Source organism: Microcoleus sp. B4-C2 (genome assembly GCF_036705265.1).
Classification (GTDB): Bacteria; Cyanobacteriota; Cyanobacteriia; order Cyanobacteriales; family Microcoleaceae; genus Microcoleus.
In genome coordinates, this window is sequence record NZ_JAUBUB010000101.1 from 1 (window position 1) to 22,697 (window position 22,697).

General features: G+C 46.0%; 20 protein-coding genes and 1 tRNA gene. 12 read left to right on the forward strand and 9 right to left on the reverse strand.

Annotated elements, in window-relative coordinates:
* Positions 1–666 precede the first annotated feature (666 nt).
* Complete coding sequence (locus QUB20_RS23580) at positions 667–1,770, forward strand: site-2 protease family protein (RefSeq protein WP_333055037.1); 1,104 nt, start codon at positions 667–669, stop codon at positions 1,768–1,770.
* Between the two features lie 283 nt (positions 1,771–2,053).
* Here QUB20_RS23580 and QUB20_RS23585 read toward each other — a convergent pair whose 3' ends face one another.
* The 3 genes from QUB20_RS23585 to QUB20_RS23595 all read right to left on the reverse strand — a co-directional run bounded on the left by QUB20_RS23585 (position 2,054) and on the right by QUB20_RS23595 (position 6,795).
* Positions 2,054–5,638, reverse strand: a complete 3,585-nt coding sequence (locus QUB20_RS23585) for a PAS domain S-box protein (RefSeq protein ID WP_333250311.1) — start codon at positions 5,636–5,638, stop codon at positions 2,054–2,056.
* A gap of 440 nt (positions 5,639–6,078) precedes the next feature.
* Positions 6,079–6,297: a hypothetical protein gene (locus QUB20_RS23590; RefSeq protein WP_333291687.1), complete on the reverse strand. Its 219-nt coding sequence runs from the start codon at positions 6,295–6,297 to the stop codon at positions 6,079–6,081.
* A gap of 108 nt (positions 6,298–6,405) precedes the next feature.
* Positions 6,406–6,795 (reverse strand): AbrB family transcriptional regulator, encoded by a 390-nt coding sequence (locus tag QUB20_RS23595; protein ID WP_015179394.1) that lies wholly within the window; start codon positions 6,793–6,795, stop codon positions 6,406–6,408.
* A gap of 265 nt (positions 6,796–7,060) precedes the next feature.
* Between QUB20_RS23595 and QUB20_RS23600 the strand changes: the two genes are divergently transcribed.
* The 4 genes from QUB20_RS23600 (at position 7,061) to pyrR (ending at position 10,316) form a co-directional block, all read left to right on the forward strand.
* Positions 7,061–7,504 carry an Rrf2 family transcriptional regulator gene (locus QUB20_RS23600; RefSeq protein ID WP_333250313.1) on the forward strand — a complete coding sequence of 148 codons (444 nt, stop codon included), beginning with the start codon at positions 7,061–7,063 and terminating at the stop codon, positions 7,502–7,504.
* A gap of 37 nt (positions 7,505–7,541) precedes the next feature.
* Positions 7,542–7,943, forward strand: a complete 402-nt coding sequence (locus QUB20_RS23605) for a GFA family protein (protein ID WP_333250315.1) — start codon at positions 7,542–7,544, stop codon at positions 7,941–7,943.
* A 344-nt stretch (positions 7,944–8,287) separates the two neighbouring features.
* The gene (cbiB, locus tag QUB20_RS23610; RefSeq protein WP_333250328.1) at positions 8,288–9,367 is read left to right on the forward strand and encodes an adenosylcobinamide-phosphate synthase CbiB; all 1,080 of its coding nucleotides are present in this window, start codon (positions 8,288–8,290) and stop codon (positions 9,365–9,367) included.
* A 415-nt stretch (positions 9,368–9,782) separates the two neighbouring features.
* Positions 9,783–10,316 carry a bifunctional pyr operon transcriptional regulator/uracil phosphoribosyltransferase PyrR gene (pyrR, locus tag QUB20_RS23615; protein WP_333055026.1) on the forward strand — a complete coding sequence of 178 codons (534 nt, stop codon included), beginning with the start codon at positions 9,783–9,785 and terminating at the stop codon, positions 10,314–10,316.
* 262 nt (positions 10,317–10,578) lie between these two features.
* Here pyrR and QUB20_RS23620 read toward each other — a convergent pair.
* Positions 10,579–10,651 (reverse strand) — tRNA-Ile (locus QUB20_RS23620).
* Positions 10,652–10,836: 185 nt separating this feature from the next.
* Between QUB20_RS23620 and QUB20_RS23625 the strand changes: the two genes are divergently transcribed.
* Complete coding sequence (locus tag QUB20_RS23625) at positions 10,837–11,526, forward strand: hypothetical protein (protein WP_333083996.1); 690 nt, start codon at positions 10,837–10,839, stop codon at positions 11,524–11,526.
* A gap of 68 nt (positions 11,527–11,594) precedes the next feature.
* Positions 11,595–13,073: a hemolysin family protein gene (locus QUB20_RS23630; protein ID WP_333250317.1), complete on the forward strand. Its 1,479-nt coding sequence runs from the start codon at positions 11,595–11,597 to the stop codon at positions 13,071–13,073.
* Between the two features lie 7 nt (positions 13,074–13,080).
* Here the strand turns inward: QUB20_RS23630 and QUB20_RS23635 are convergent, their stop codons facing one another.
* The gene (locus tag QUB20_RS23635) at positions 13,081–13,695 is read right to left on the reverse strand and encodes a hypothetical protein (protein ID WP_333250319.1); all 615 of its coding nucleotides are present in this window, start codon (positions 13,693–13,695) and stop codon (positions 13,081–13,083) included.
* 164 nt (positions 13,696–13,859) lie between these two features.
* On the opposite strand from QUB20_RS23635, the gene QUB20_RS23640 reads away from it, so the two are divergent.
* Positions 13,860–14,189 (forward strand): tetratricopeptide repeat protein, encoded by a 330-nt coding sequence (locus tag QUB20_RS23640; protein ID WP_333250321.1) that lies wholly within the window; start codon positions 13,860–13,862, stop codon positions 14,187–14,189.
* 105 nt (positions 14,190–14,294) lie between these two features.
* On the opposite strand, the gene queC is transcribed toward QUB20_RS23640, so the two are convergent.
* Together queC and QUB20_RS23650 are read right to left on the reverse strand one after the other, a co-directional pair.
* Entirely contained in the window at positions 14,295–14,969 is a 675-nt protein-coding gene (gene queC / locus QUB20_RS23645) for a 7-cyano-7-deazaguanine synthase QueC (protein ID WP_333250323.1), read from the reverse strand.
* Between the two features lie 321 nt (positions 14,970–15,290).
* Positions 15,291–16,625 carry a cytosine deaminase gene (locus QUB20_RS23650; RefSeq protein WP_333250325.1) on the reverse strand — a complete coding sequence of 445 codons (1,335 nt, stop codon included), beginning with the start codon at positions 16,623–16,625 and terminating at the stop codon, positions 15,291–15,293.
* A gap of 321 nt (positions 16,626–16,946) precedes the next feature.
* Between QUB20_RS23650 and QUB20_RS23655 the strand changes: the two genes are divergently transcribed.
* From QUB20_RS23655 to QUB20_RS23670, 4 genes are all read left to right on the forward strand, one after another.
* Entirely contained in the window at positions 16,947–17,855 is a 909-nt protein-coding gene (locus QUB20_RS23655) for a class I SAM-dependent methyltransferase (RefSeq protein WP_333055019.1), read from the forward strand.
* 500 nt (positions 17,856–18,355) lie between these two features.
* Complete coding sequence (locus QUB20_RS23660) at positions 18,356–19,603, forward strand: GTP cyclohydrolase II (protein ID WP_333251414.1); 1,248 nt, start codon at positions 18,356–18,358, stop codon at positions 19,601–19,603.
* Between the two features lie 84 nt (positions 19,604–19,687).
* Complete coding sequence (locus QUB20_RS23665) at positions 19,688–20,770, forward strand: adenylate/guanylate cyclase domain-containing protein (protein ID WP_333055017.1); 1,083 nt, start codon at positions 19,688–19,690, stop codon at positions 20,768–20,770.
* Positions 20,767–22,014, forward strand: coding sequence for a URC4/urg3 family protein (locus QUB20_RS23670; protein WP_333251416.1), 1,248 nt, complete (start codon positions 20,767–20,769; stop codon positions 22,012–22,014). Before QUB20_RS23665 ends, QUB20_RS23670 begins: the two co-directional genes overlap by 4 nt.
* 49 nt (positions 22,015–22,063) lie before the next feature.
* Here QUB20_RS23670 and QUB20_RS23675 read toward each other — a convergent pair whose 3' ends face one another.
* Together QUB20_RS23675 and QUB20_RS23680 are read right to left on the reverse strand one after the other, a co-directional pair.
* Positions 22,064–22,201 (reverse strand): hypothetical protein, encoded by a 138-nt coding sequence (locus tag QUB20_RS23675; protein WP_333246983.1) that lies wholly within the window; start codon positions 22,199–22,201, stop codon positions 22,064–22,066.
* A gap of 194 nt (positions 22,202–22,395) precedes the next feature.
* On the reverse strand, positions 22,396–22,697 hold a 302-nt coding region (locus QUB20_RS23680; protein ID WP_333291689.1), incomplete at its 5' end, for a DUF4360 domain-containing protein.

Consider the following 22,697-nt stretch of genomic DNA (forward strand, 5'->3'; position numbering starts at 1 on the left):
TTAATAATTTATAACTCTGCAATTATACATTATTGGGCCAATTTTAGCAATCTTTTCCTATCATTCAACACTTCTGAGATTGATGGCTAACCAACTTGAAAATATCAGTGAGTTGCTTTTCGGTTTTCAGTGCCGAGATAAACCAGTTCAATCATTCAGGTAACGTCAGCAATTACTCCAATCAGCTTAGTTGATTTTTCCGAAAATTAATTCACCCTGATTAGCAAGGGGGATGCGAGGAGGATCTCGCCCGGAATAAACAGTTTTAACCCAAGCGTAAGCTGTTCGGCATTTAAAAGACGATAGTAGGGTGCCCAGCGTACAGAAGTGTTTCCCTTGTAAGCGTAAGTGTTCACTCCTGACGCACCATACAAGCTCGTTAGTGGTTTAAATGCTCCACAGCTTATTGAGTTAAAACCGACTCAAAACTCAAACAGAAAATAAAAGAAAATATCCTCATCAGCCCTCATAGCGAGGACTTCCGCTTTCAGACAGGGATTTTTAACCCCAGGCGGACTCAACCGCATTTGCCAATGATGATTCCGCAAACCGAACCTCCACAGACGGATAACACCCTAATGGAAGCATTAACATCGCCGTTACGTTTCGTTACGATAAGGAGACAGAGAGAAAAACCTCTCCTTCGTAAAATCAGAGGTAGCCATTATGAACGGTACATTTCGCGTCGGCAACCTGTTTGGGATTCCCTTCTTTGTCAACGCATCTTGGTTTTTAGTTCTGGGTTTAGTAACCTGGCAGTACGGCGGCGCATTAGCTGCCCTGTTTCCCACATTGGGCCCCGTAGCGCCCTGGATGCTGGGATTATTCACAGCGTTACTGTTATTTGCTTCCGTCTTAGCCCACGAATTAGGACACAGTTGGGTAGCCATTAAACAGGGAATTGGCGTGAAATCGATTTCGCTATTTCTGTTTGGCGGACTGGCTAATTTAGAAAGAGAATCCAAAACCCCAGCCGAAGCATTTTGGGTAGCCATTGCAGGCCCGTTGGTTAGCTTATTTTTATCCGGTTTGTTAACAGCGATCGGCATCGGTGCTGGACTCACAGGCCCCGCAGCAGCCATCGTCGGACTTTTAGCTTCCATCAACTTAGTTCTAGCCTTATTTAACTTAATTCCCGGTTTGCCCCTCGACGGTGGCAACATCCTCAAAGCGATCGTCTGGAAAATTACTGGCAACCCTTACAAAGGTGTAATTTTTGCTAGCCGCGTCGGTCAAATAATTGGTTGGATTGCCATTGCTACAGGCGTATTCGGCAATATTTGGAATCTAGTAATCGGTTGGTTCTTACTGCAAAATGCCGGTCAATCTGCCCAATATGCCACAGTCCAAAATCAACTGGCAGGATTGACAGCCGCAGATGCTGTTACCCCCGAAAGTCCGATCGTCTCCCAAGACTTGTCCCTCAGAGAATTTGCCAACAACTACGTTATCGGTAGCGCTCAAACCTGGCGCAGGTTCCTGGCAACAGATGATGCCGGACAATTGGTAGGGGCGATCGACCTAGACGACCTCAAAACCATTCCTACCGGAACTTGGCCCCAAGTTTTAGTCAAAGAACTCCTGAAGCCGATCGAATTTTCCACCACAGTCAAACCAGAATTATCCCTCCTTGAAGTCGTCACCCTTCTGGAACAACTCAAAGTACAAGAACTCCCCGTCATTCGCGAAAACGGTGTCCTAGTAGGACTTGTAGAAAAAGCTGAAATTGCCCGCCTGTTACAAAGACGAGCCGAAGCGAACCCTGCTTGATATCCTCAGATACTTGACAAATAAGAGTTAACCCCCTCGATTTACCCTTACCAAAAGGGCGATCGGGGGGGTTAACTTTAGCTTCAAAAAAGTCAAGTCAACCACTCAATTATTAGCAGTAAATCAAACATGATTATCATAGTGTATTGAGAGTCTGAACGAACACCTTATGCCATCTCATGACTCTTGTGGCAGCAGCTAAAATAACTGTTCGGGGAGCATCTATGCAGAACAGCTACTTTATAGATAAGGTGGGCTTCGGCGCACTCGAAAGCTCAGCCCCCTATCGCTCAATTTCAGCAATCAAATCTAGTATTTTTTGATAATCAAAATTATATAGATGATTCCTCAGAACTTCCGCAAAAACATCATTATCGCTGCCGATTTCCTCAATAGTTGTGGCAATCAAATCGAAGTCAGCCTCACGGACTGCCTGTTTTAGAGTTCTCGCCCATTCTGGGGAAACTTTCGGCTTGGAGTCCAGAGTAAATATTGCAGCACTATCAGATATTTTTTCTTGTACCATACTTGAACTCGGCGATAAATCATTGACTTCAACATATTTATTGATGACTTCACCAGCACCCGTTGCGGTAACAACTTGAATATCAAACTTGAAGACAGTCCCTTGTCCCACTTCGCTCTCGACGGTAATGTCGCCCCCCATTAATCTTATGAACTCGCGGCTGATATTTAATCCTAAACCCGTACCTGTTTGAACTTTTTTTTCAGATGCAGTTTGCACCAATAATTCAAATATGCTTTCTAATTTGTCCGGGAAAATACCAACTCCTGTATCTGCTATTGCAAAGGAAATAATGACTGTCTTTTGAGTTTCCACAAAATCAAAAGCTTCGTTCAATATAGGCTTAATTATTTGTTTTTTATTCGGCTCCACAGTAACTGAAACTGAACCGGAAGGGGTAAATTTAACCGCATTATCTAATAAGTTAATTAGCACTTGTCGCAACTTAACATCATCAGTTTGCACGTATTGGGGAACATCGGAAGAGCAGTCAATAATTAATTGCAATCCTTTATTTTTTGCCGGAATTTGAAACATATTTTTCACGTCCCCCAGCAAGCGGTACAAGTCAAAACTTTTGGCGTTGAGTGTCATGCGGCCAGCTTCTATTTTAGATAAGTCTAAGACTTGATTGATCACTTGGAGCAGGTGTTCTCCGCTGCGGCGAATAATTTTGATATTTTCTTTTTCCGGCAAAGTTAAATTAGTGCTGGGTTCCATTAATTGAGCGAAGCCGAGAATGGCGTTGAGGGGGGTTCGCAATTCGTGGCTCATGTTGGCGAGAAAGAGGCTTTTAGTTTTGTTGGCAGCTTCTGCGGCTTCTTTGGCTTGTTGAAGTTCTTGTTCTGCTTGTTTGCGATCGCTCGTATCAATAATTATGCCGTGCCAGACAATATCTCCATTTTCGCGCAATTCTGGTCGAGAATAACCTTGCAGCCATTTGAGTTTTCCCGATGCTGTCACAATCCGCCACTCGTGGGAAAATAGTTCTAGATCAGTGGCACTTTTGACAATTGCCTCGAAGTGACTGGATCGATCGTCCGGGTGCATTTGTTCGTAGAGTAAAGCAGAGTTGTTCTGGATTTCCTCCGGCTCTAATTCTTGAATCTCTCGGCATCGAGGACTGATATATTCCATCTTGACTGATCCGTCGGGATGCTGCACGAATATGTAAAGTTCTCCGGGAACAGTGTTCGCTAATTTGTGAAACAGAGCTTCGCTTTTTTGCAGGGCTAATTGTGCTTGTTTGCGATCGCCAATATCAATCCCAAATCCAAACAAGAAATCCAGGTTGCCACCTTCGTCGATCACCGGTGTGCCGTGCCACTCCACTAACAAAGTCCGATCGTCCGAAGTGAGAATGCGATGTTCGTTAACCGTTTGCTCCCGCGCTGTTACGCCCGTAAAAATTGAATGCAATCCGGCTCGATCGCTTGGGGGTACAAATGTCGCTAAGTAATCTTTGCCTACAACTTCTGTGGCAGTATAGCCCACCGCTTCCAACATACTGTTATTCGCCAGCAGGATTTTACCCTCAGAGTCGATCGCCACAAAAAAAATCGGAGAATTTTCGATAATCTTTAAGTTAAAGTCGCGCTCTTGACGGATAATTTTTTCAGCTTGCTTGCGCTCCTCAATTTCGATCTCCAAGCGGGCATTGATCGAGGCTAGCTCGATCGTGCGATCGACTACTTGAATTTCCAGGGTACGGTTGTAGTCAGCCAATATTTGCTCTGCGTGTTTGCGAGCCGTAATATCTTTAAAAACATTAAGAACATAAAGGATATTCCCCCCACCGTCAAACACCGGCAGCGCTCGCACTTCCAAACGAATATTTTTCCCATCCAGGCGAATATCCATATCTTCAGCAATCACCTCGAAGCCACTCAACGCCCGTGCAAACGGCATTTGATCTGCCGGGTAAAGTTGATCGGTTCCTGTTATATAAGTTTGATAAGCTTCTGCTAGCTCTGTTGCGGTAGCATCGGGCATTTCTCCCCTCCCCAATATCTGCTCACCCGCCGAATTCATGAAAATAACTGCGCCACCCGGAGTCATCGCTGAGACTCCAACAGGCAAATTTTCTACCAGTTGGGCAAATTTTTCTTCACTTTCTGCCAAAGCTTGAAAAGACTTTTTCAGTTGAGCAGCCATCTCGTTGAAAGACTGGGCTAATTCGCCGACTTCCTCAAGCCTACTGACAGCCACAGCGCGATCGAACTCTCTGGCGGCAATATCTTTAGCTGCTTCATTGAGCCGCAACAGCGGCAGCGTTACCCACCTAGCTGTCAGCACTCCAGCAATTGTCGATAGCAGTAGCGCCGCCCAACAAAGTAAAATTGTAGTGCGCGTATTTTTGTTAATTTGCCCCATGAAATCGGATTCGGGCACTGCGATCGCAATCAGCCAGTTCAAACCGTAAACATCAGAAAACGGCAGCACTTCCACAAAATATTCCTGCCCGTCTCGGCTAAATTGCAATTGCTGTCGCTGCTTAATGTCGCCAAAGCCCCCGAAGTGTTCGTACAAATATTTAGCTGCGGTGCGAATGATAGGAGTTTGGCTGTCTAAAACATTCAGCCGCTGCAGTTGCGGGTTTCCCGACATCTTTCTAAAGGGTGATTCTTGACTTGAACTGGCAATCAGCAAGCCCGATCGTTCGATCGCGAAAATTTGTCCCGTTTTGCTAAGCTTGATCCGATGGAGATATTGCTGAAGCTCCGAGAGCGAAAAGTCTACGGCACAAACTCCCAGCAATTTACCATTTCGATCGCGAATCGGTTGGGTGGCAGCAATAAAAACAGTCCCAGGAGTAAAACCTCGATAAATACTCGTCCAAATCGGTTTATTAGCTGCGACAGCTTCTTTGTACCAGGGGCGGAGACGGGCATCGTAGATTCCGGGTTCTGCCTTTAATTTAGCGGTGCGAGTGCCGTTGCCGTCTGTAGCGTAGTATATGTTCTGAAAGTTGGTAGACTTGTTCGCCGCGACAATTTGCAAGCTGCGATCAGTGGGGTTGCGCCAAATGCCGAGATATTCTCCTGATTTTTCAGCACCGAAGGAAATCCATTGAATGCTTTTAAAAGATCGCATTTGCTGCCAGAGGAACTTCTCTCCCCGAGGCTGGGGCTTTTCTAACTGTAAGTTTAATTCACCGCGCTCGATCGCCGAGGCGTTAAGTTGATTTACCCACTGGGTAGGTTCGAGAAAAGAAATCAGCTTTTCTTCAACTCTCTTCCCCGTCTCCGCGATCAATTTCTCGGCGAGCTCTTCGACTGCTTTGTCTCCGTTGCGAAAGGACAGATACCCGACAATCCCAACGGCTGCGACGATTTGCAGCACAAAAGAGGCCACTAGAAGGCGACGCAGGGGGATTTTTATTTGGTGTTGAGAAGTTTTGCTCGCGAATCGGGGCAACGGCATAGGCTGGTGACTAATTGCTCCCTAACACTTTAACTGTTCCAGCCTGTAATTTCACTTACGGGCGATCGAGGTGTTTCCTTCCCCTCAAAACCCCTCCCACACAGACACAACTCAGGAGCAAGCACGAGACTTATACAATTTTAGATTTTAGATTTTAGATTTTAGATTAAATAATTAGGGATGAATGAGGAAGCTCGTGCTTTGGAGTTTGCCGACAGTTGCATTATTTTTTTTAAATTTTAAACGGGTATTACGCACTCTTGGCCTAGAATACCTCCGCCATTTTCTTGCTTTGTTCGGTTTCGTAGCTCAACCTAACCTGCTTCTTGCCTGGAACCTCGACCATCGAAACTTAACATTCATCCGTTAAATCCGCTATACAATCCCTTGGTGAACATCCATGCCTTACATCCGTTAAATCCCGTACACAATCGGCTGCAGAACTTCTCTTCAACAGCTACGCGGAAAATCCCCCGCTTGTCCAAACGGATATAGCGAGGGGCGAGAATAGGTATTCTCGCAAAATATAAAGTGGTGGCAGTGGCTTTTGTCGAGCCATTGCCATCTATAGAAGCCATAGTGTTTTAGGCTCGCAGAAAGATTTCAGAGCCAATTCTCTGCTCGCAGTCAATGCTTGAAGTCAAACCAACCTGTTCAAGCAAGAAGTCAAAGCAAGTTGTAAAAGCCTAGGATTCTTCTTCTTCTCGATCGATTTGGCGCAGGTGAATGTGCTTGCGTCCCAGAGAGATTTCAAATTCATCTCCCGGCTGGAGTTCCATCTGTTTGGTGTAGGCAGCTCCAATCAGTAAGTTGCCGTTAGATTGAACGCTAATCCGATAGCTGGCAGAGCGTCCGCCGCGTCCATTGCCGTTTTGCTTCCCGTCTAGCTGAATGCCTTCTGCATCAATCAGCGCATTCAGGAATTTCATCATGTTGACCCGTTCTACGCCGTTCTTGGTAACGGTGTAGTAGCCACAGGCTCTAGCTTTTTCTTCCTTGGTAAGGTTCTCTAGGTCTTTGACCTTTTTGATCAGATCTTCGCCTTCAAGGGGTTCGATATTTTTCTTTTTAGCCATTTACTGAGTCCTGAAATATTCAACTGGTGTACGGATTTTTTCTCGGTTGGTTTTTGGTTTGACCAAGAAACTTTAGCTTTATAGCTGGTCGTAAAACTATATTACACCGATCGGCTCAATTGTTAACCACTATTATCTAAATATTTTTAACAACCTGCAGTCTTTCTTGAGGAGTAGCTGCAACCGGTGCGAGCAATCTCTAAACTCGGTAGCATAAGCTATCAGCTATCAGCTAGCTGAATATTTGCCCCGCTCTTAAAATCCCATGAAGTTAACCACACGCGGACACTACAGTGTCAAAGCATTACTGGATCTAAGTTTGCAACCTCGCTTTGGCCCGACATCGGTGAAATCGATAGCGAAGCGACAGGAGTTACCTGCTCCGTATCTAGAAAAATTGCTGATTGAAATGCGACGAGCCGGTTTAGTCCAATCTGTTCGGGGTTCCCAAGGAGGATATCAATTAGCCCGCCAGCCAGCTCAAATCTCTTTAGGACAAATCTTAGAGGCTGTAGGTGAAACTATTGAACCTTTACCTCGACATTTTCCCGACTCGACGCAAGCAGAGGACTGGGTAACATTCAGTTTGTGGAACCGATTGCACAAAAAACTTGCCGAAGCGCTGTACAGTATTTCCCTCGAAGACTTATACTATGATGTCCGCAGTTGGCAAGCGGCTCTTGGGGAAGAAACTAGCTTTATCATTTAAATGGTAAGTTCATTCATTCGATCGGCAGCAAGCACACATGGACGCAACACTTGTTACTTACTTTGGTGGCTGTCACTGCGGAGCTGTCCGCTTCCGTGTAGCCGTTGACAAACACGAAGCATCTGATTGCAACTGCTCTATCTGTCAAAAGAAGGGATTTTTGCATCTCATTGTGCCGCCGGAACGTTTTACCTTGCTCAGTGGCGAAGATGTTTTGACAACCTATACATTTAATACAGGAACTGCTCAACATACTTTCTGCCGAATTTGCGGCATTCACTCGTTCTATCGCCCCCGATCGCATCCCGATCATTTCGATGTCAACGTCCGTTGTCTTGACGACGATGCCATCAAACACTTTGAGATTCTACCGTTTGACGGTGTTAATTGGGAGGAGAACGTACACTTGCTGGACGACTACAGTAATCTCAGCAGTTAGAGCAACCACGCCTGATGATGATGAGGTTTTGAATTGCTCAAACCCTTGCCTTTATTGCTTCTTCCTTCTTTCTTCTACTATAAAATCGCCCCTCAAAAAATCAAAGTCCGCAAGGGTAGCAGGAGTGAAAATCTGCTCTCTGGGGCGATAACTCCTGCTGTGACAATGAAGGAAGATGGTTCGGCCCCCCGGATTCATCCGTGGAGCGAGAAAAAAGATCCTCGCTCCCCATCGCCAGTCCCCGGATCGATCGGTGGAGTCGCTTTCTTCAATTCTAAAATCTAAAATCTAAAATCTAAAATCTAAAATGGATTGACGGACTATCAAGTTTGACACAATATATAATGATGCCGGATGAATTTCCTGTTTTGATTTTAGCTGCGGTGTTGGATTATTCGATCGGCGATCCTTGGGGTTGGCCGCATCCCGTGCAGGCGATGGGTTGGGCGATCGACCGTTATACTCGACTTGTCTTTAATATATGGAATAATCCCGCAGGCAAAATGCCTGAAGCCGGGGATAGTCCCGCTGGCGAGCAGCACAAACTGCTGCTGCGAGGTGCTGGTACAATACTAGCGATCGGGCTGATTGTAGGCAGTTATACTGTCAGTTGGTCGATCGTCCAAGCTGCTAGTTGGGTGCATCCTCTTTTAGGTATTGCCATACAGACCATTTTGCTGGCAAGCTGTTTTGCAGGTCGCAGTTTGAGGGCGGCAGCAGAGGATGTGCTAGCACCTTTAAATGTTGGAGATTTAGTCAAGGCGCGAGAAAGGTTGAGCCTTTACGTCGGCCGGGATACCGAAAACTTATCCGAGCCAGAAATTCTGCGAGCATTGTTAGAAACTGTAACAGAGAATGCAGTCGATGGCGTGACAGCACCGCTATTTTATGCCTTACTTGGGTTCGCTCTGCCACATCTATTATTAAGTGTTACCGGTTCGCCGATCGATCCTAACTCGATGTGGGCGAGTGCTATAGTCCCCTTGGCGATCGCTTACAAAGCAGCCAGCACATTAGATTCTACGATCGGCTACAAAGAAGCGCCATACACTGATTTAGGATGGTTTAGCGCCAAACTAGAAGACGTGCTGACGTGGATTCCTTGCCGGCTAACAGTGATTACTTTAGCCGTTATATCGGGCAAACCGATTTACATTTGGCAGATTTGTCAGAGAGATGCTGTTAAAGATGCCAGCCCCAATTCCGGTTGGAGCGAGTGCGTTTACGCCGCCATCTTGGGAGTGCAACTAGGAGGTACTAATTCCTATCGCGGAGTTCTCAAACACAAACCGCTGTTAGGCGAGCCGGTTCACCCGATCGCAGCGCCGCTAATTTGCCAAGCATTGCAATTAACTCGGTATTGCTTTCTGATTTGGTTGGGACTATCATTGCTTTTTTATACCTTATTATGTTTGAGTCGCTAACTGATGACCTCACCCGCACAGTCCAGGAGACATAAATAACGTATTTCTGTCATTGTTCGCGCTCCAAGCATTGCAATCGCAGCATCTGCTTTTCATCGGTTCCGGGTAAGCCCAGCAGAAGACAGATATAAGCCACCGACAGAAGCAAAAAAAGTTTTGACAATTCCCGCATCCAGGATACCCGCCACGTGATTCATCCGTCCAGAAATAAAAAACCTGTATCCGAGAAACTTGCCGAACGTATTTATCTCGCGCAAGTCAATGCTAAAATCTAAAATCTAAAATCTAAAATCGCGCAATCGATTGACCTTAGTTCAAACCCCCAGATTCATCTGTCAAGTCAATCTCAAATCTCAAATCTCAAATCTCAAATTGTTCGATATGCCAACAGCCAACAATTAGCTCGCAGCAACCCATGACTAAAATTATCCAAATTTTATCCCCTGATGAAGTGAGGCGCACTCTCACCCGCGTCGCTTCCCAGATTGTCGAAAAATCAGGGAATCCCTCGGAGTTAGTGCTGTTGGGCATTCATAGTAGAGGAGTGCCTTTAGCTCAAATTTTGGCAGATCAAATTGAAGTCCTCGAACAAGTCAAAGTATCCGTGGGCGCTTTGGATATTACCTTTTATCGAGATGACTTGGATCGAGTTGCGATGCGGACACCGGCTAAAACAGAAATTCCTTTCGATTTGACGGGCAAAACTGTGGTGTTGGTAGATGACGTTATATATAAAGGCAGAACGAGTCGAGCGGCTTTGAATGCGGTAAACGATTACGGGCGGCCGGAGAAAATTTGGTTAGCGGTATTAGTCGATCGCGGCCACCGAGAAGTACCGATTCAGCCGGATTTTACGGGTAAAAAGTTGCCGACTGCAAAGGAAGAACAAGTTAAGGTTTACGTTCAAGATATCGACGGGCGCGACGGAGTGGAGTTAATTAAGGGATAATACGATTTTAGATTTTAGATTTTAGATTTTAGATTGGGCACAAATGACTGTTAAACAATGTCCAGCTAAATAAACTACTTAGGGTGCGCTGTAAGTAGCGCGTCAAGCCACTTTTTGCGTCCATCACCGAGCAAAATACTTCGTTTCCGCCCGCTGACAACGTAAAAAACCCGGTTTCTACCAGAATAGGGGCTTTTGGGTAAGCAATCCTCTAGGAAGAAACGGGGTTTTTCGGGCGCTGAGCGTCCTAAGTTATTAAAAATCGGCAGTGCAGGAGTTGAACCTGCCTGGGGCGAATTATGAGTTCGCTGCCTAAACCGCTCGGCCAACTGCCGTTAAATCGATTTCTTCGACCTAACTCAAAATGAATTATAACATAATTTCTCAGTCCGTGCTAGAACTAGAGAACAAAAATCAAAATCTTTAGAGCGGCTGAGTCCCGATCGCCTGTTAGCCAATGTTAGGCAAGCCGATCGACCGGACAAAGCAGTTTCTAGGACTCGGCATAAACTTATAGGCAATGGCAGTGAATTCGACGGTAGTGCTGACTCTAATTCTGCTCGCTCTCATGTTTGGAGCAGGCGTGACGAGTTCTGTTTGGGGATTTACTATAGGTCGCGAAGCCTTGCAAGGAACGACTCAACCCGATGTTCGTCCCAGCAACAATGCTGGCAGCGGCAAGCCGGGAAAGACCGCTAGCAAAGACCAAGTGAGCATTTTGAAAGAAAAAGACATTCTCACAACCGTCAAAGCACGGGTAGAAGGTCGCGATCCCGAAAAAACGGCCGGGGCAAATACTAAAACAGAGAAGGCAAGCTCTAAACCAGCCGCGGCCAAAAAACCGGCTGCACAAAATGCCAGCGCCAAGTTTCCCCTGAACAGTCGCGACGGGGGAATAACTCTGGAAGTGAGCGCGGCCAGTCAGCGCAACAATTCCATGCTGCTAGACGTGAGCATGAAAAATGAAGGCTCCCAAGCTGTGAGGTTTCTCTACAGTTTCTTGAACGTCACTGACGATCGTGGCCGGGCCCTGAGCGCGACTGCCGAGGATTTGCCGTCGGAACTGCCCCCCAACGGGCAGGTGTTTTACGGTACGGTGAGTATTCCCACAGCTTTGCTAGAAAATGCTAAGGAAGTTTCGTTGACGCTGACAGATTATCCAGGTCAAAAACTTCAGTTGCAAATATCTGGCATTCCAGTGGCGAAGTAATATAAAAGAAGACCAAACCTGCAGACTGATTCTCAGGTTTGATCGAGAAAGTTTTTTTAGGGAGCATTGTGTCACTTTTAGGGGCGAGAGTGCAGGAGATATCTGATTTACCCGCGATGAGTTGGACAGAGGTGCTGTCGCGGTTGCTGTCAGTGCTGTTGCTGATTGCGATCAATGCTTTTTTTGTGGCGGCTGAGTTTTCGATGGTGACGGTACGCCGATCGCGCATCAATCAGTTAGTGGACGCTGGCGACGTTGCAGCTTTAACTGTGCAATCTTTGCAGCAAAGTATTGAGCGATTGCTCTCAACAATGCAGTTGGGAATCACTCTTTCTAGTTTAGCTCTCGGCTGGATTGGGGAAAGTACGATCGCCGTGCTAGTGAGAATGTCGATCGGCTATTTGCCGCTGCCAATTTACATCAAGTCGGCGATCGCCCATTCTTTTAGCATATCAATAGTAACTTTTTTGTTGCTAGCTTACGTGCAAATCGTACTGGGCGAACTCTTTCCCAAATCTGTAGCGTTGCTGTATTCCGAACAGCTAGCCAGAAGTTTAGGGCCTCCGAGTTTATTGATTGCCCGTTTGTTCAAGCCCTTTGTGTCGTTTCTCAATCAATCTACTCGATCGCTCTTGCGGTTTGCGGGCATCGAATACGATCTAAGGCATCGACCGGTTACTCCCGAAGAACTGCAATTAATTATCGCTACTTCCAGCGAATCCAGCGGCTTGGAAGCAGAAAAGCGAGAATTGCTCAACAACGTGTTTGAATTTGGCGAAGTTTGGGTAGAAGAAGTAATGGTGCCGAGGCCTAGCATTGTCGCACTTCCCAAGACGGCCACATTTCAAAATTTGCTCGACGAAATGGCGATTTCTAACCATTCCCGCTATCCCGTGACGGGAGATTCTTTAGACGACATTATCGGCATTATTGGCTTCAAACAACTTGCGAAACCCCTAGCTGAAGGTTTGCTATCTCCCGACACGCCAATTTTAAATTGGATGGGTTCGGTGAGGTTTGTGCCGGAGATGATGCTGCTGGGGGAACTGCTGCCTTTGATGCAGAGTTCGTCGGAAGAAATTGCGATCGTAGTTGATGAATTTGGCGGCATTTCCGGGTTAGTGACGCTGAGGGATTTGATTGCCGAAATTATCGGCCGCAGCTACGAGTCACCCGACAGCAAAGAAATTGCTTTGCAAGTATTGGACGATCGCACTTATTTAGTGCAAGCGCAGTTAAATTTAGATGATGTGAATCAAATATTGAATTTGGATTTGCCAGTAACTGACGAATATCAGACAATCGGAGGTTTTCTGAGCTATCAGTTGCAAAGAATGCCGGCGGTGGGGGAAGTTTGGCGAGGCGAAAATGTGGAACTTACGGTGGTTTCGGCGATCGGGCCGCGGTTGGATCAACTTCAAATTCACTTGTTGGAAGGGGCTGCGGGCGATCGAACTTTAGATGGAATTGCAGCAGCGGATGAGGAAGTTGTGGGGAAAGGGCGAAAGAATAGCGGGGTGAGTAGTGTGGCCAAATTTTCTAGTTGAGAATATTTTAGCGAATACCTAGATAATCTACTCGCTCGAAGTCGCTGCGTACTAAATCATCTAACGTCGGGCCTTTGGGGCGTAAATTAATGCGATCGCCAACCTTCACATTTTCGTAATATACGTAGGGAATATAGATATCTTGCTCCTGCATAAAAGCGAAAGTAAAGTTGAAGGCATCGTCAATATCCTCAGCTTTAACCTCACGAAAGTCAGAGAGGAATAGGAGATCCATTTCTGCTTCAAAGTACAGCATCTCTGCAAATGCACCTCTGTCATAGCAGTTATAACCAATATAACCGCAAGTGTCGCTGCATTTGTAGTAGATGGCGCGAGTGGATGGGAAGCTGGAAAGGGTGATAGCATCTCCTACTCCAAATACAAGGGAACCGGGATGATGATTCAGTTGCTCAACGATTGTCCAAGGGTGTCCTCGGAACTGAAATACAATATAGCTTTCGGCGGTAATTTCGATTTCGCGATCGTATATATCCCGTTCCCAGACATCCGCACGTCTCGCCCTACTGAGCTTTTGGGCTACTGACTCAATAGGAGCGCGAACGAGAAGTAGATTTTGGTTTCTGTCAATTGTTTCAATACCTCGGCGCTCTTCAATAGACATATCTTTTAACTTGGGAAAAACAATCAATAATTAGTCTACCTCTTTTTCTGACTGTAGCGACTGATCAGGAAGAACCAGGGTGCTTTATAATTGATTCATCAGGTCAAGTAAATAGACTCGATCCTTTATGCAAGCGCGATGAACAGCAGAAATTAAGAAATGCTATGAAAGCTCAAGAACTTTATAAACAAGGATTCGACCTCGCTCGCCAAGGACAATATAAAGAATCAGTTGAACTTTTAACTCAAGCAATTAATCTCAATCCTAGCTTTCCCGAAGCGCATATGGTTCGCGCTGATGCTCAAACTTTATTAGAAAACCTACAGGGTGCAGTAGAAGATGTTCAGAAAGCGATAGATATCTACAGGGCTAGAGGACAATCGCAAATAGCTGATATGCTTTTAGTCCCGTTGAATTCGCTGCAAAATGAAATTAAGGATGAACAGGAAGACCAGGGTCAACCGGAAGTTGAGGATGAGCCGGAAGGTAAATAAGCCGCCTAAATTTTAGTTTTGTTTGTAAGGTGCGTCAGGCTTGAAGCGAGTACGAAATAATTAGGTTTTCCCTCTGACGCACCCTACGAAATGCGTAAGTGCTTTTTAAGCGTAAGGCACCGGATCTTTTAATCCCAATTCCTCAAAAGCAGCCAGCCGCAACCGACAAGAATCGCAAACGCCACAGGCATTTTCCCCGCCTGCATAGCAAGACCAAGTTTGCTCCCAAGGAACTCCCAACTTATTGCCTAATTGAATAATTTCTGTTTTTTTAAGTTCGATCAAAGGTGTTATAATTTTAATAGCTTCTCCTTCTCTTCCCTGCTTTGTTCCTAACCGAAATACTTCCTGCATGGCTTGGATGTAATCGAGGCGGCAGTCGGGATAGCCGGAATAATCTAAAGCGTTGACGCCGATGTAAATACGATCGGCTTGTAGAGTTTCTGCGTAGGCGAGGGCAAAACTGAGAAAGATTGTATTTCTAGCTGGAACGTAGGTAGTCGGGATGTTTTGGGACATTTCTGCAAGATTGCGATCGATCGGCAATTCCATCTCATTATCCGTCAAAGCCGAACCGCCCCACAGTGTTAAGTCAAAGTTTACTATCTGATGTGCCTTAACCGCTGCCGAAAGTGCGATCGCCCGTGCTGATTCCAATTCCCGCCGATGTCTTTGCTTGTAGTCAAAGGAAATAGCGTAACACTCGCAGCCGTCGGCTTTGGCTTGATACAAAACAGTTGAGGAATCTAGCCCTCCCGACAATAAAATAACTGCTTTCACTTAAAACATCCTCAATCAAATTAGCTTTTATATTTATATCAAATTAGTTGCAATTTGACAATAATAATAGTTGTGCAGAACATCTAAATGTAGCGTATGCACTGCACGCCTTACCCTAAAAACTAACTGGTTCCTAGGCTCTGCCTGGGAACCATATCTAGAGGCTCTGCCTCGCATTGCGAGCGAGAAAATTGGAAGCAGAGCCTCCGGATCTACGTTACCAGGCAGAGCCTAGTAACGAGTAGAACCAGTAGAAAGAAAATTTATCTTTTGTGGAACAGGCATCTTGCCTGTTCTTGAGATTGATGCAGGATGTCAGATTTAAAGTGCTAATAAATCATCGAGTTCGCGGTAATCGGGCAAAGTTGTATCAATTTTAATTCCCTGCCGCAAAACAGTGCGATCGCCCTGCGCTCTAGATAATAATTCGCTGAAATTACGCGCCTTAAACAAAATCAAATCGGCTGGTAAACCAACTGCAATTCGTCCTAAATTCGGCAATCCCATTAAATCGGCTGGAGTCTTTGTCACTGCACAGGGCCAGTCTCCATAAGGCCTATCTAAATGGGCGATGCGGACTGCCATATTAAAGACTTCCAAAACATCATGGTCGCCAAATCCGTAAAACGGATCGCGACAATTGTCGCTAGCAACTGCAACGGGAATTCCGGCTGCTTTGAGTTCGTGCAGCAGTGTCACACCTCGCCAGCGAGGTGTACGCTGAGATTCTCGGTCTTGCAGGTAAAGGTTGCACATCGGCAAGCTGACAATGCCAATATTTGCTTCCTTGACTAATGCGATAGTTTCTGTTACTAAATCTGGCGGTTGTACAGCTAAACTACAGCAGTGTCCGCAGATAATTTGACCGGAAAATTTATCGCGGATGGCGGTTTTTGCGACTTCCCGCAGTGTTACTGAATCTGGATCGTCGTTTTCGTCGGTGTGGAAGTCGAGGTTTAAATTTCGTTCTTTGGCTAAGGCAAAAACTCGATCGAGTTGTTTGTCTAAGTCGGGGTTGATATAGGCGACTCCGCCGAGAATGCCGCCGGTTTGGGCCATGCGATCGGCTAATTTTTCGCCGGCTGGTGTCAGGAAATAGTCGAGGGAAACCAGGGAAACGGCTTGCAAGATCAGCCGATCGCCCCATTCGGCTTGCAGCGCTTCAAATACTCCCCAACTAACGGTTCCCTGTTTGCCCGCGCTGTCGATGTGAGTGCGGATAGCCTTGGTTCCGTGGGCGTAGCTGCATTTGAGGCCGAACTCCATTCGCCGGTAAACATCGTCTGCATTCCAGTTTTTTTGAGCGTCAGCGCCCACTGCTTCGATCGCGCTGGCAAAAGTTCCATCGGGATTGGGCGATCGTTCCCAAATGTGGCCTTTGTCTAAATGCGTGTGCATATCCACAAAACAAGGCCAAACTAAGCCGCGGTGCAAATCTACAACTGGGATATCTCCATAGGAGGATACAGGTTTTCTACCTACTGGGATAATTTGGGCGATCGTCCCTGCTGCAATTTCCAAATCCACCAAACAAAAATTGTTCTCACTCCCCGTTGTGGCGACAGTAGAAGCTGACGGGGCGATCGATTTCATCTCTAGAAGAGACGCTGGTACGCGACCATTTTTGAGCAAATAATTAGATGTACTTGGCAACATTAATTTTGTGAGTTAGTATTTTTGTAAGAATTTAGCCCAACCGCAAAAACGCTACCGACAATCATTGTCTGTTGAGCGTCGGTTGTCTTATAGGTAACAAATGCTACCTTCTCAGTCTAACCATTTAGACATAAAATTGTACAGCGCCGCTTAATCGGGGGGCGAGCGCCAACAACCCAAGCATCTACTACAAATACTAATTCGCAAATAAACCTAGTTTTCGATCTGCTTGCAGTGGTGCACTCTACCAGCTCAGCTAATGGTAATAAATTGTGGTCGTTCCACTGCCCTTAGCAACTGTACAAATCTTGAAACTGAACCATGCAAAAATTTACAAATTGCCCTGTTTGCAGCTCCCAAAAAATCAGCTTCCAGTACACAGCCGGGACAGCCCGCCAACCAAAAGAGGCTCCTAAATGGTCAGTTTACGGATGCGAAGATTGTGGCTTAGTATTCGTAAATCCCCGCCCGACATGGGATGAACTGAGCGATTATTACCCCGAGGGCTGGCAGTGCTACAATACTTACGTACCAGAGGAAGAAGACGTAGTAAAAGAAGCCAAAAAACTCAATGAATACCGACACATTCCTATCCCTGTAGGCAAGCGGCTGTTAGACGTAGGATGCGGGGGAGGTTCCATTATCCAAGTCTTCAAAAAACTCGGAGTTGAGGTAGCAGGAATTGAGCCTAGCTCCTCAGCAGCAGCAGCAGCCAGGGAATGCGGTGTCGATGTTTTCACCGGCACTGTAGAAGAATACGTTGCAGAAAAAGGTACTGACGAAAAGTTTGATGTCATACTCTGTTCACACGTTTTGGGAGCAACGCCTTTGCCTGCAGAAACACTCGACTGCATGAGGCAATTGCTGGCTCCAAACGGTTACATTTGGGTGGCTGTACCGAACGCGGACAGCCCATACGCGCGGCAACTGGGCTGGCGCTGGCACAGCACCGATTATCCCTACAATCTGATCGGTTACACTCCAAAAACTTTGGCTCTAGCCGGGGAAAAGGCAGGTTTGGCAATTCAGCGAAATTACACATACTCTTTGCCGGATGCCCTTCGTTACTCTATCTGTTTGTGGCAGCGCTATCGGTGGTTTGTACCGCACAAAGTTACCCGCTTCTTCCTTTCGGAAGAACGTGTTGAGTGCATGGCGAAGGAATTGGACTCGCGCGGCGAAGGTGAGGCAATTTTAATGGAATTCTGTCACCCTCAAAGCCTGGATTAAGACGTTTTTACCAACAGTATTTGATTTGAGATTTGAGATTTGAGATTTGAGATTTGAGATTGACTGCACGTCGGCGGCTCAGAATCTCAAATCTTTTTTTTTCGCGCATCTCTTAAAACTTCACACTTGCCGTTTGGCAGTTGTGCTGTCTTTGGTGTTGGCTATACTGTCCAAGATCGAACTCTGGACTTAGGAATGAGAATTAAATAACTTCCACTCTTGAAAGTGGGATGGGCGTCCCGCCCGTCCAAAAAGGACGGGCGGGACGCCCATCCCACAATAACAATTAAAATTGTAAGTTATTTAATTCGCGATCCTTATATCAAATCCGACGAAAACCTCTTGTTATCGTGCAACCCAAGCCGAGAAAGGTTTGTGTGTGTGTAGCGCGATTGTTTCAACCAGGGAGGTGTGTACGGTTGGTATGATGAATCACTGTTTCAGATTGCGATTCGGCTTACAACCAACAGCAGCATCCATAGCAAGAGCCAAAAACAACTGTGTCTAAACCCAAGCATATAGTTTTAACATCCCATCCCGACAGATCCGGCACAAAACCTCATCCCATCCACTGGGGAGAAATCGATCCGCTGAAACGGGGGCCTGTTATTGGTAGCCTTACCAAATCGTCTCACCGGAATGCGATCGGCACTCATTCGGGTTCCTACTCTGTTTATCGTGCGCTAGCAGTTGCTTCCGGCGCACTCCAAGCCGATCACCGCCCCGATTTTACCAACACCTCTCCGGCGGCACACATCGGGCCGCATCCGAGTTGGGGCGATCGCAATTTGATTGTTTCTCTCGATCCCTTTGGGGGTTTGGTTAGCGAAGTTTATACTTCATTTCTCCAGCAGGGATACGATATTCGACCGACAATTGCTGTCACTAAAGCTCACATTAATATGCCGGAATTGCAAGATGCCATTGCTAAGGGGCGGGTGCAAATTGATGGCAAAATAGTCAAAGCAGGTGGCAATTTAGCAGTAACTAAAATTGCGATCGATCCGGTGTGGTATTTGCCGGGAATTGCGAGGCGAATCGGGGCCCAAGAAAGCGTTCTCCGCCGTGTCCTGTTCGAGCAAACAGGCGGAATGTTCTCGGATTTAGTGACGCGGCCAGATTTACACGTTTTCTTGCCACCAATTGGCGGAACTACGGTTTATATTATTGGCGATGTCGGGAATATTTCTGACACCGATAAGCAGTTGGCGGTACGGGTACACGATGAATGCAACGGTTCTGATGTCTTCAGTTCGGATATCTGCACTTGTCGCCCTTATTTGGTACACGGGATGGAAATTTGCATCCAAACTGCACAATCCGGCGGTTCTGGGGTAATAGTTTACTTCCGCAAGGAAGGGAGAGCTTTGGGGGAAGTGACTAAGTTTTTGGTGTACAATGCCAGAAAACGGCAGGAAGGTGGCGATCGCGCTGATGCCTATTTTACGCGCACTGAATGTGTGGCGGGAGTTCAAGATATGCGGTTTCAAGAACTAATGCCAGACGTGCTGCACTGGTTGGGGATCTCTCGCATTGACAGTTTAGTTTCTATGAGCGATATGAAATACAATGCGATTATCAATTCTGGCATTCAGGTGGTCGATCGCATCCCCATTCCTGAAGATTGGATTCCCGCAGACGCACAAGTCGAAATCGTCGCCAAAAAAGCCGCCGGCTACTACACGCCTGACCCTGTGCCAGATGCTACAATTCTTGCAGAAGCGATCGGACGCGATTTAGGAGATTGAGAGGGCTAAGACGCGATCGGACGCGAACTATCGCGTCTTGGCCACATAAAATTATTGCTGGTTTTTGATCAGTCAGGGTAGGTTATGGCTAATTTGCGTTCTAGTGTGATCGTAAAAACAGATATTTGTGGATATACCGCCAGAGTCAAAAAATTATCTCAGTCGGACTTAAGTAGTTTGTTAAACGAGCATAAAACTTTTGTTTCAGATATTAGCGCCAGAAATGAAGGCAGCGTGATTAAAGGGGAAGGTGATTCATTTTGGATAATTTTTCCCAGCGTCACAGCAGCGGCGGTAGCAGCCATAGAAATGCAGCAAGAATTGAGAGCGCAACAATCTAGCAAGGCGAACGACGAACGATTGGCTATTCGCGTGTCGATTACATTAGGAGATGTCTTGCATCAAGATAAAGATATCTTTGGCGATACGGTGAATTTAACAGCGCGTATAGAATCAGTAACTCCGCCGGATGAAATATATTTGTCCCAAGCAGCATGGCTGGCCCTCAACAAAGCAGAAGTGCAAACGTCTTTTGTCAACGAGTTTTCTTTGAAAGGGATGAGCGAACCTGAAAAAGTTTACAAAGTTGACCAAAGTTACAAAACGCGAATTATCAAGAATCAAGCAATAATTAAAGCAGATTTGAGAGGGTTTATAGCTTATCAAGAATCTAATTCAATCAAAGACGTTGAATATTTGCTCACCAACTTTGATACTTTTGAAAAAACAATTTGCGAAGAATACGGGGGAACAATTCGGAGTATTGTTGGCGATTCGCATTTGTTGACTTTCCCGGAAGCTCACTCAGCCTTAGCGGCAATGGAAAGTCTGTGCGAGAATTGGAAACTTTTTATTGACGCCAATCAAATACCTTGCGGCTTGTCGGTGGGAGTTGCTAAGGGAAATTTATATATATTTAGGTCTTGCACTTACGGAAAAGATATTCACATAGCCGACAGGCTGGAAGATTTAAGTAAAATAGTATGTCCGGGTAGAGAAAGAAATTCGGTCATAGTTTCCGATCAAATAAAACGCGAAGTCAGCGGGTCTAAGTGGGAATATAAGCTGATCAAAATCGATAAAAATGCGATTTTAGATAATCTTTTAGATTACAGTCAGTTTGACTTTTTTCAAGAAAATGATGTTTACCGATGTTTGGTAGTATGAAGTTGCACAATATTGAACTTGAGACTGTAGAATATCTGAGAACGCCGGCTGCTATTCGTCAAAAGTGCGATCGGCTTTTTGATTTAGCCAGCCACGACAAACTTCGCTACTTCCGTGTCGATTTATCCCAACTCGACAAAGCAGCAAATTATGTAATTGACACCACGCGCCAACAATATCCCGATTTTAACATTCCCTTTCACAGTCGCTGGCGACATTTTGAAGCCGGCAACCTGTCGCGACTCGCCGAATTGAATGCAGCAATAGCCGAATTTGCACTCATAGAGCAAGCTAAGATCAAATTTGATTTAGCAATTATCAGCGTTTTGCTCGATGCCGGTGCTGGTGCAGATTGGCAGTATTGCGAATCCGAAACCGGACAGGTTTACCGCCGTTCTGAAGGGTTAGCAATAGCCAGCTTGCGGATGTTTTGTCAAGGTGTTTTTTCCAGCAATCCCGATTTTCCTTGGCAAGCTGATTCTCAGGGACTTTCTCAATTAAAACTAGAAGCCTTAGCTGCTGGATTTCAGGTAAGTCGAGACAATCCGCTAGTTGGTTTAACAGGCAGATTAGAATTATTGCAGCGTTTGGGAAATGCGATTTGCCAGCATCCATTATTATTTGGCAGCGAAAACCCGCGTCCCGGCAATTTGGCAACATACTTGCTCAACAGTGGGGTTTCTGAAGTCAACACTGTGAAGGCTTCTGAAGTGTTGAGCGCTGTTTTGACAGGTTTTGGGGAAATTTGGCCGGGAAGATATGCAATTGGTGGTGTTAATTTAGGCGATGTGTGGCGGCATCCGGCTTTAACAGGAGAAAATCTGGGAGATGAATTGGTGCCGTTTCACAAACTCTCGCAGTGGTTGACTTATTCGCTGTTGGAACCGCTGCAAGAAGTTGGTTTAGAAGTCGCGGGATTGGATGAGTTAACGGGATTGCCGGAGTACCGCAACGGCGGTTTGTGTTTGGATATCGGGCTGCTGCAGCCAAAAGATTCGGCTATTTTTGCACAGAGTTACTTGCCTGGTTCGGAAGTTATAGTAGAATGGCGATCGCTGACTGTGAATCTTTTAGATAAAATTGCCGCTGCTATTCGAGAAAAGCTGCATTTGAGTGCGGAACAATTGCCGCTGGTGAAGATTTTGCAAGGAGGAACTTGGGCGGCGGGGCGGAAAATTGCGGGCGAATTGAGGCCTGGTGGAGTGCCGCCAATTCAGATTGAAAGTGACGGGACTGTGTTTTAGAGGGAAGAAGGAAGTTCGGCAACGGATTCTGTAACGGATATAACGGATGTCAGGAAGAAGGAAAAGGGAAGTTCGGCAACGGATTCGCTCGACGGATGTAACGGATGTAACTCACATCTTGCACCATTCTCAAGAACGGGCAAGATGCCCGTTCCACAAAGAGTAGATTTTCTTGTGGAACAGGCATCTTGCCTGTTGCTGACAATGGTGCAAGATATCAGATGTAACGGATGTCAAGAAGAGGGAAGAAGCAAGAGGGAAGAAGAAAGAGGGAAGAAGCAAGAAGGAAGAGGGAAATTTATTCCCTCTTCCAACTTAAAATTCAAAATTCCAAATTCAAACCTGAAAACAATACCTCACACTACACTCCCAACAAGCTGCTTAGCGGCAAGTGCGATATTTGACGCGATAAACTAAACCGCGATGAGCCAAATCGAAGGAGTCAACGGTGGCCATGCCGGCACTGCGGGCTGTCATTGCAGCATTTACTCTCATATTTACACTGTCGCCGCAGCGAGACCAAACATTCGCTATAGTGGCTAAGCTATCTCGAACATTGTAGTTAGTTTGGCCCCTGAGATTCCGATTTAAAACTGGCTTAGGATCGCGAATTAAATAACTTACAATTTTAATTGTTATTGTGGGATGGGCGTCCCGCCCGTCCTTTTTGGATGGGCGGGACG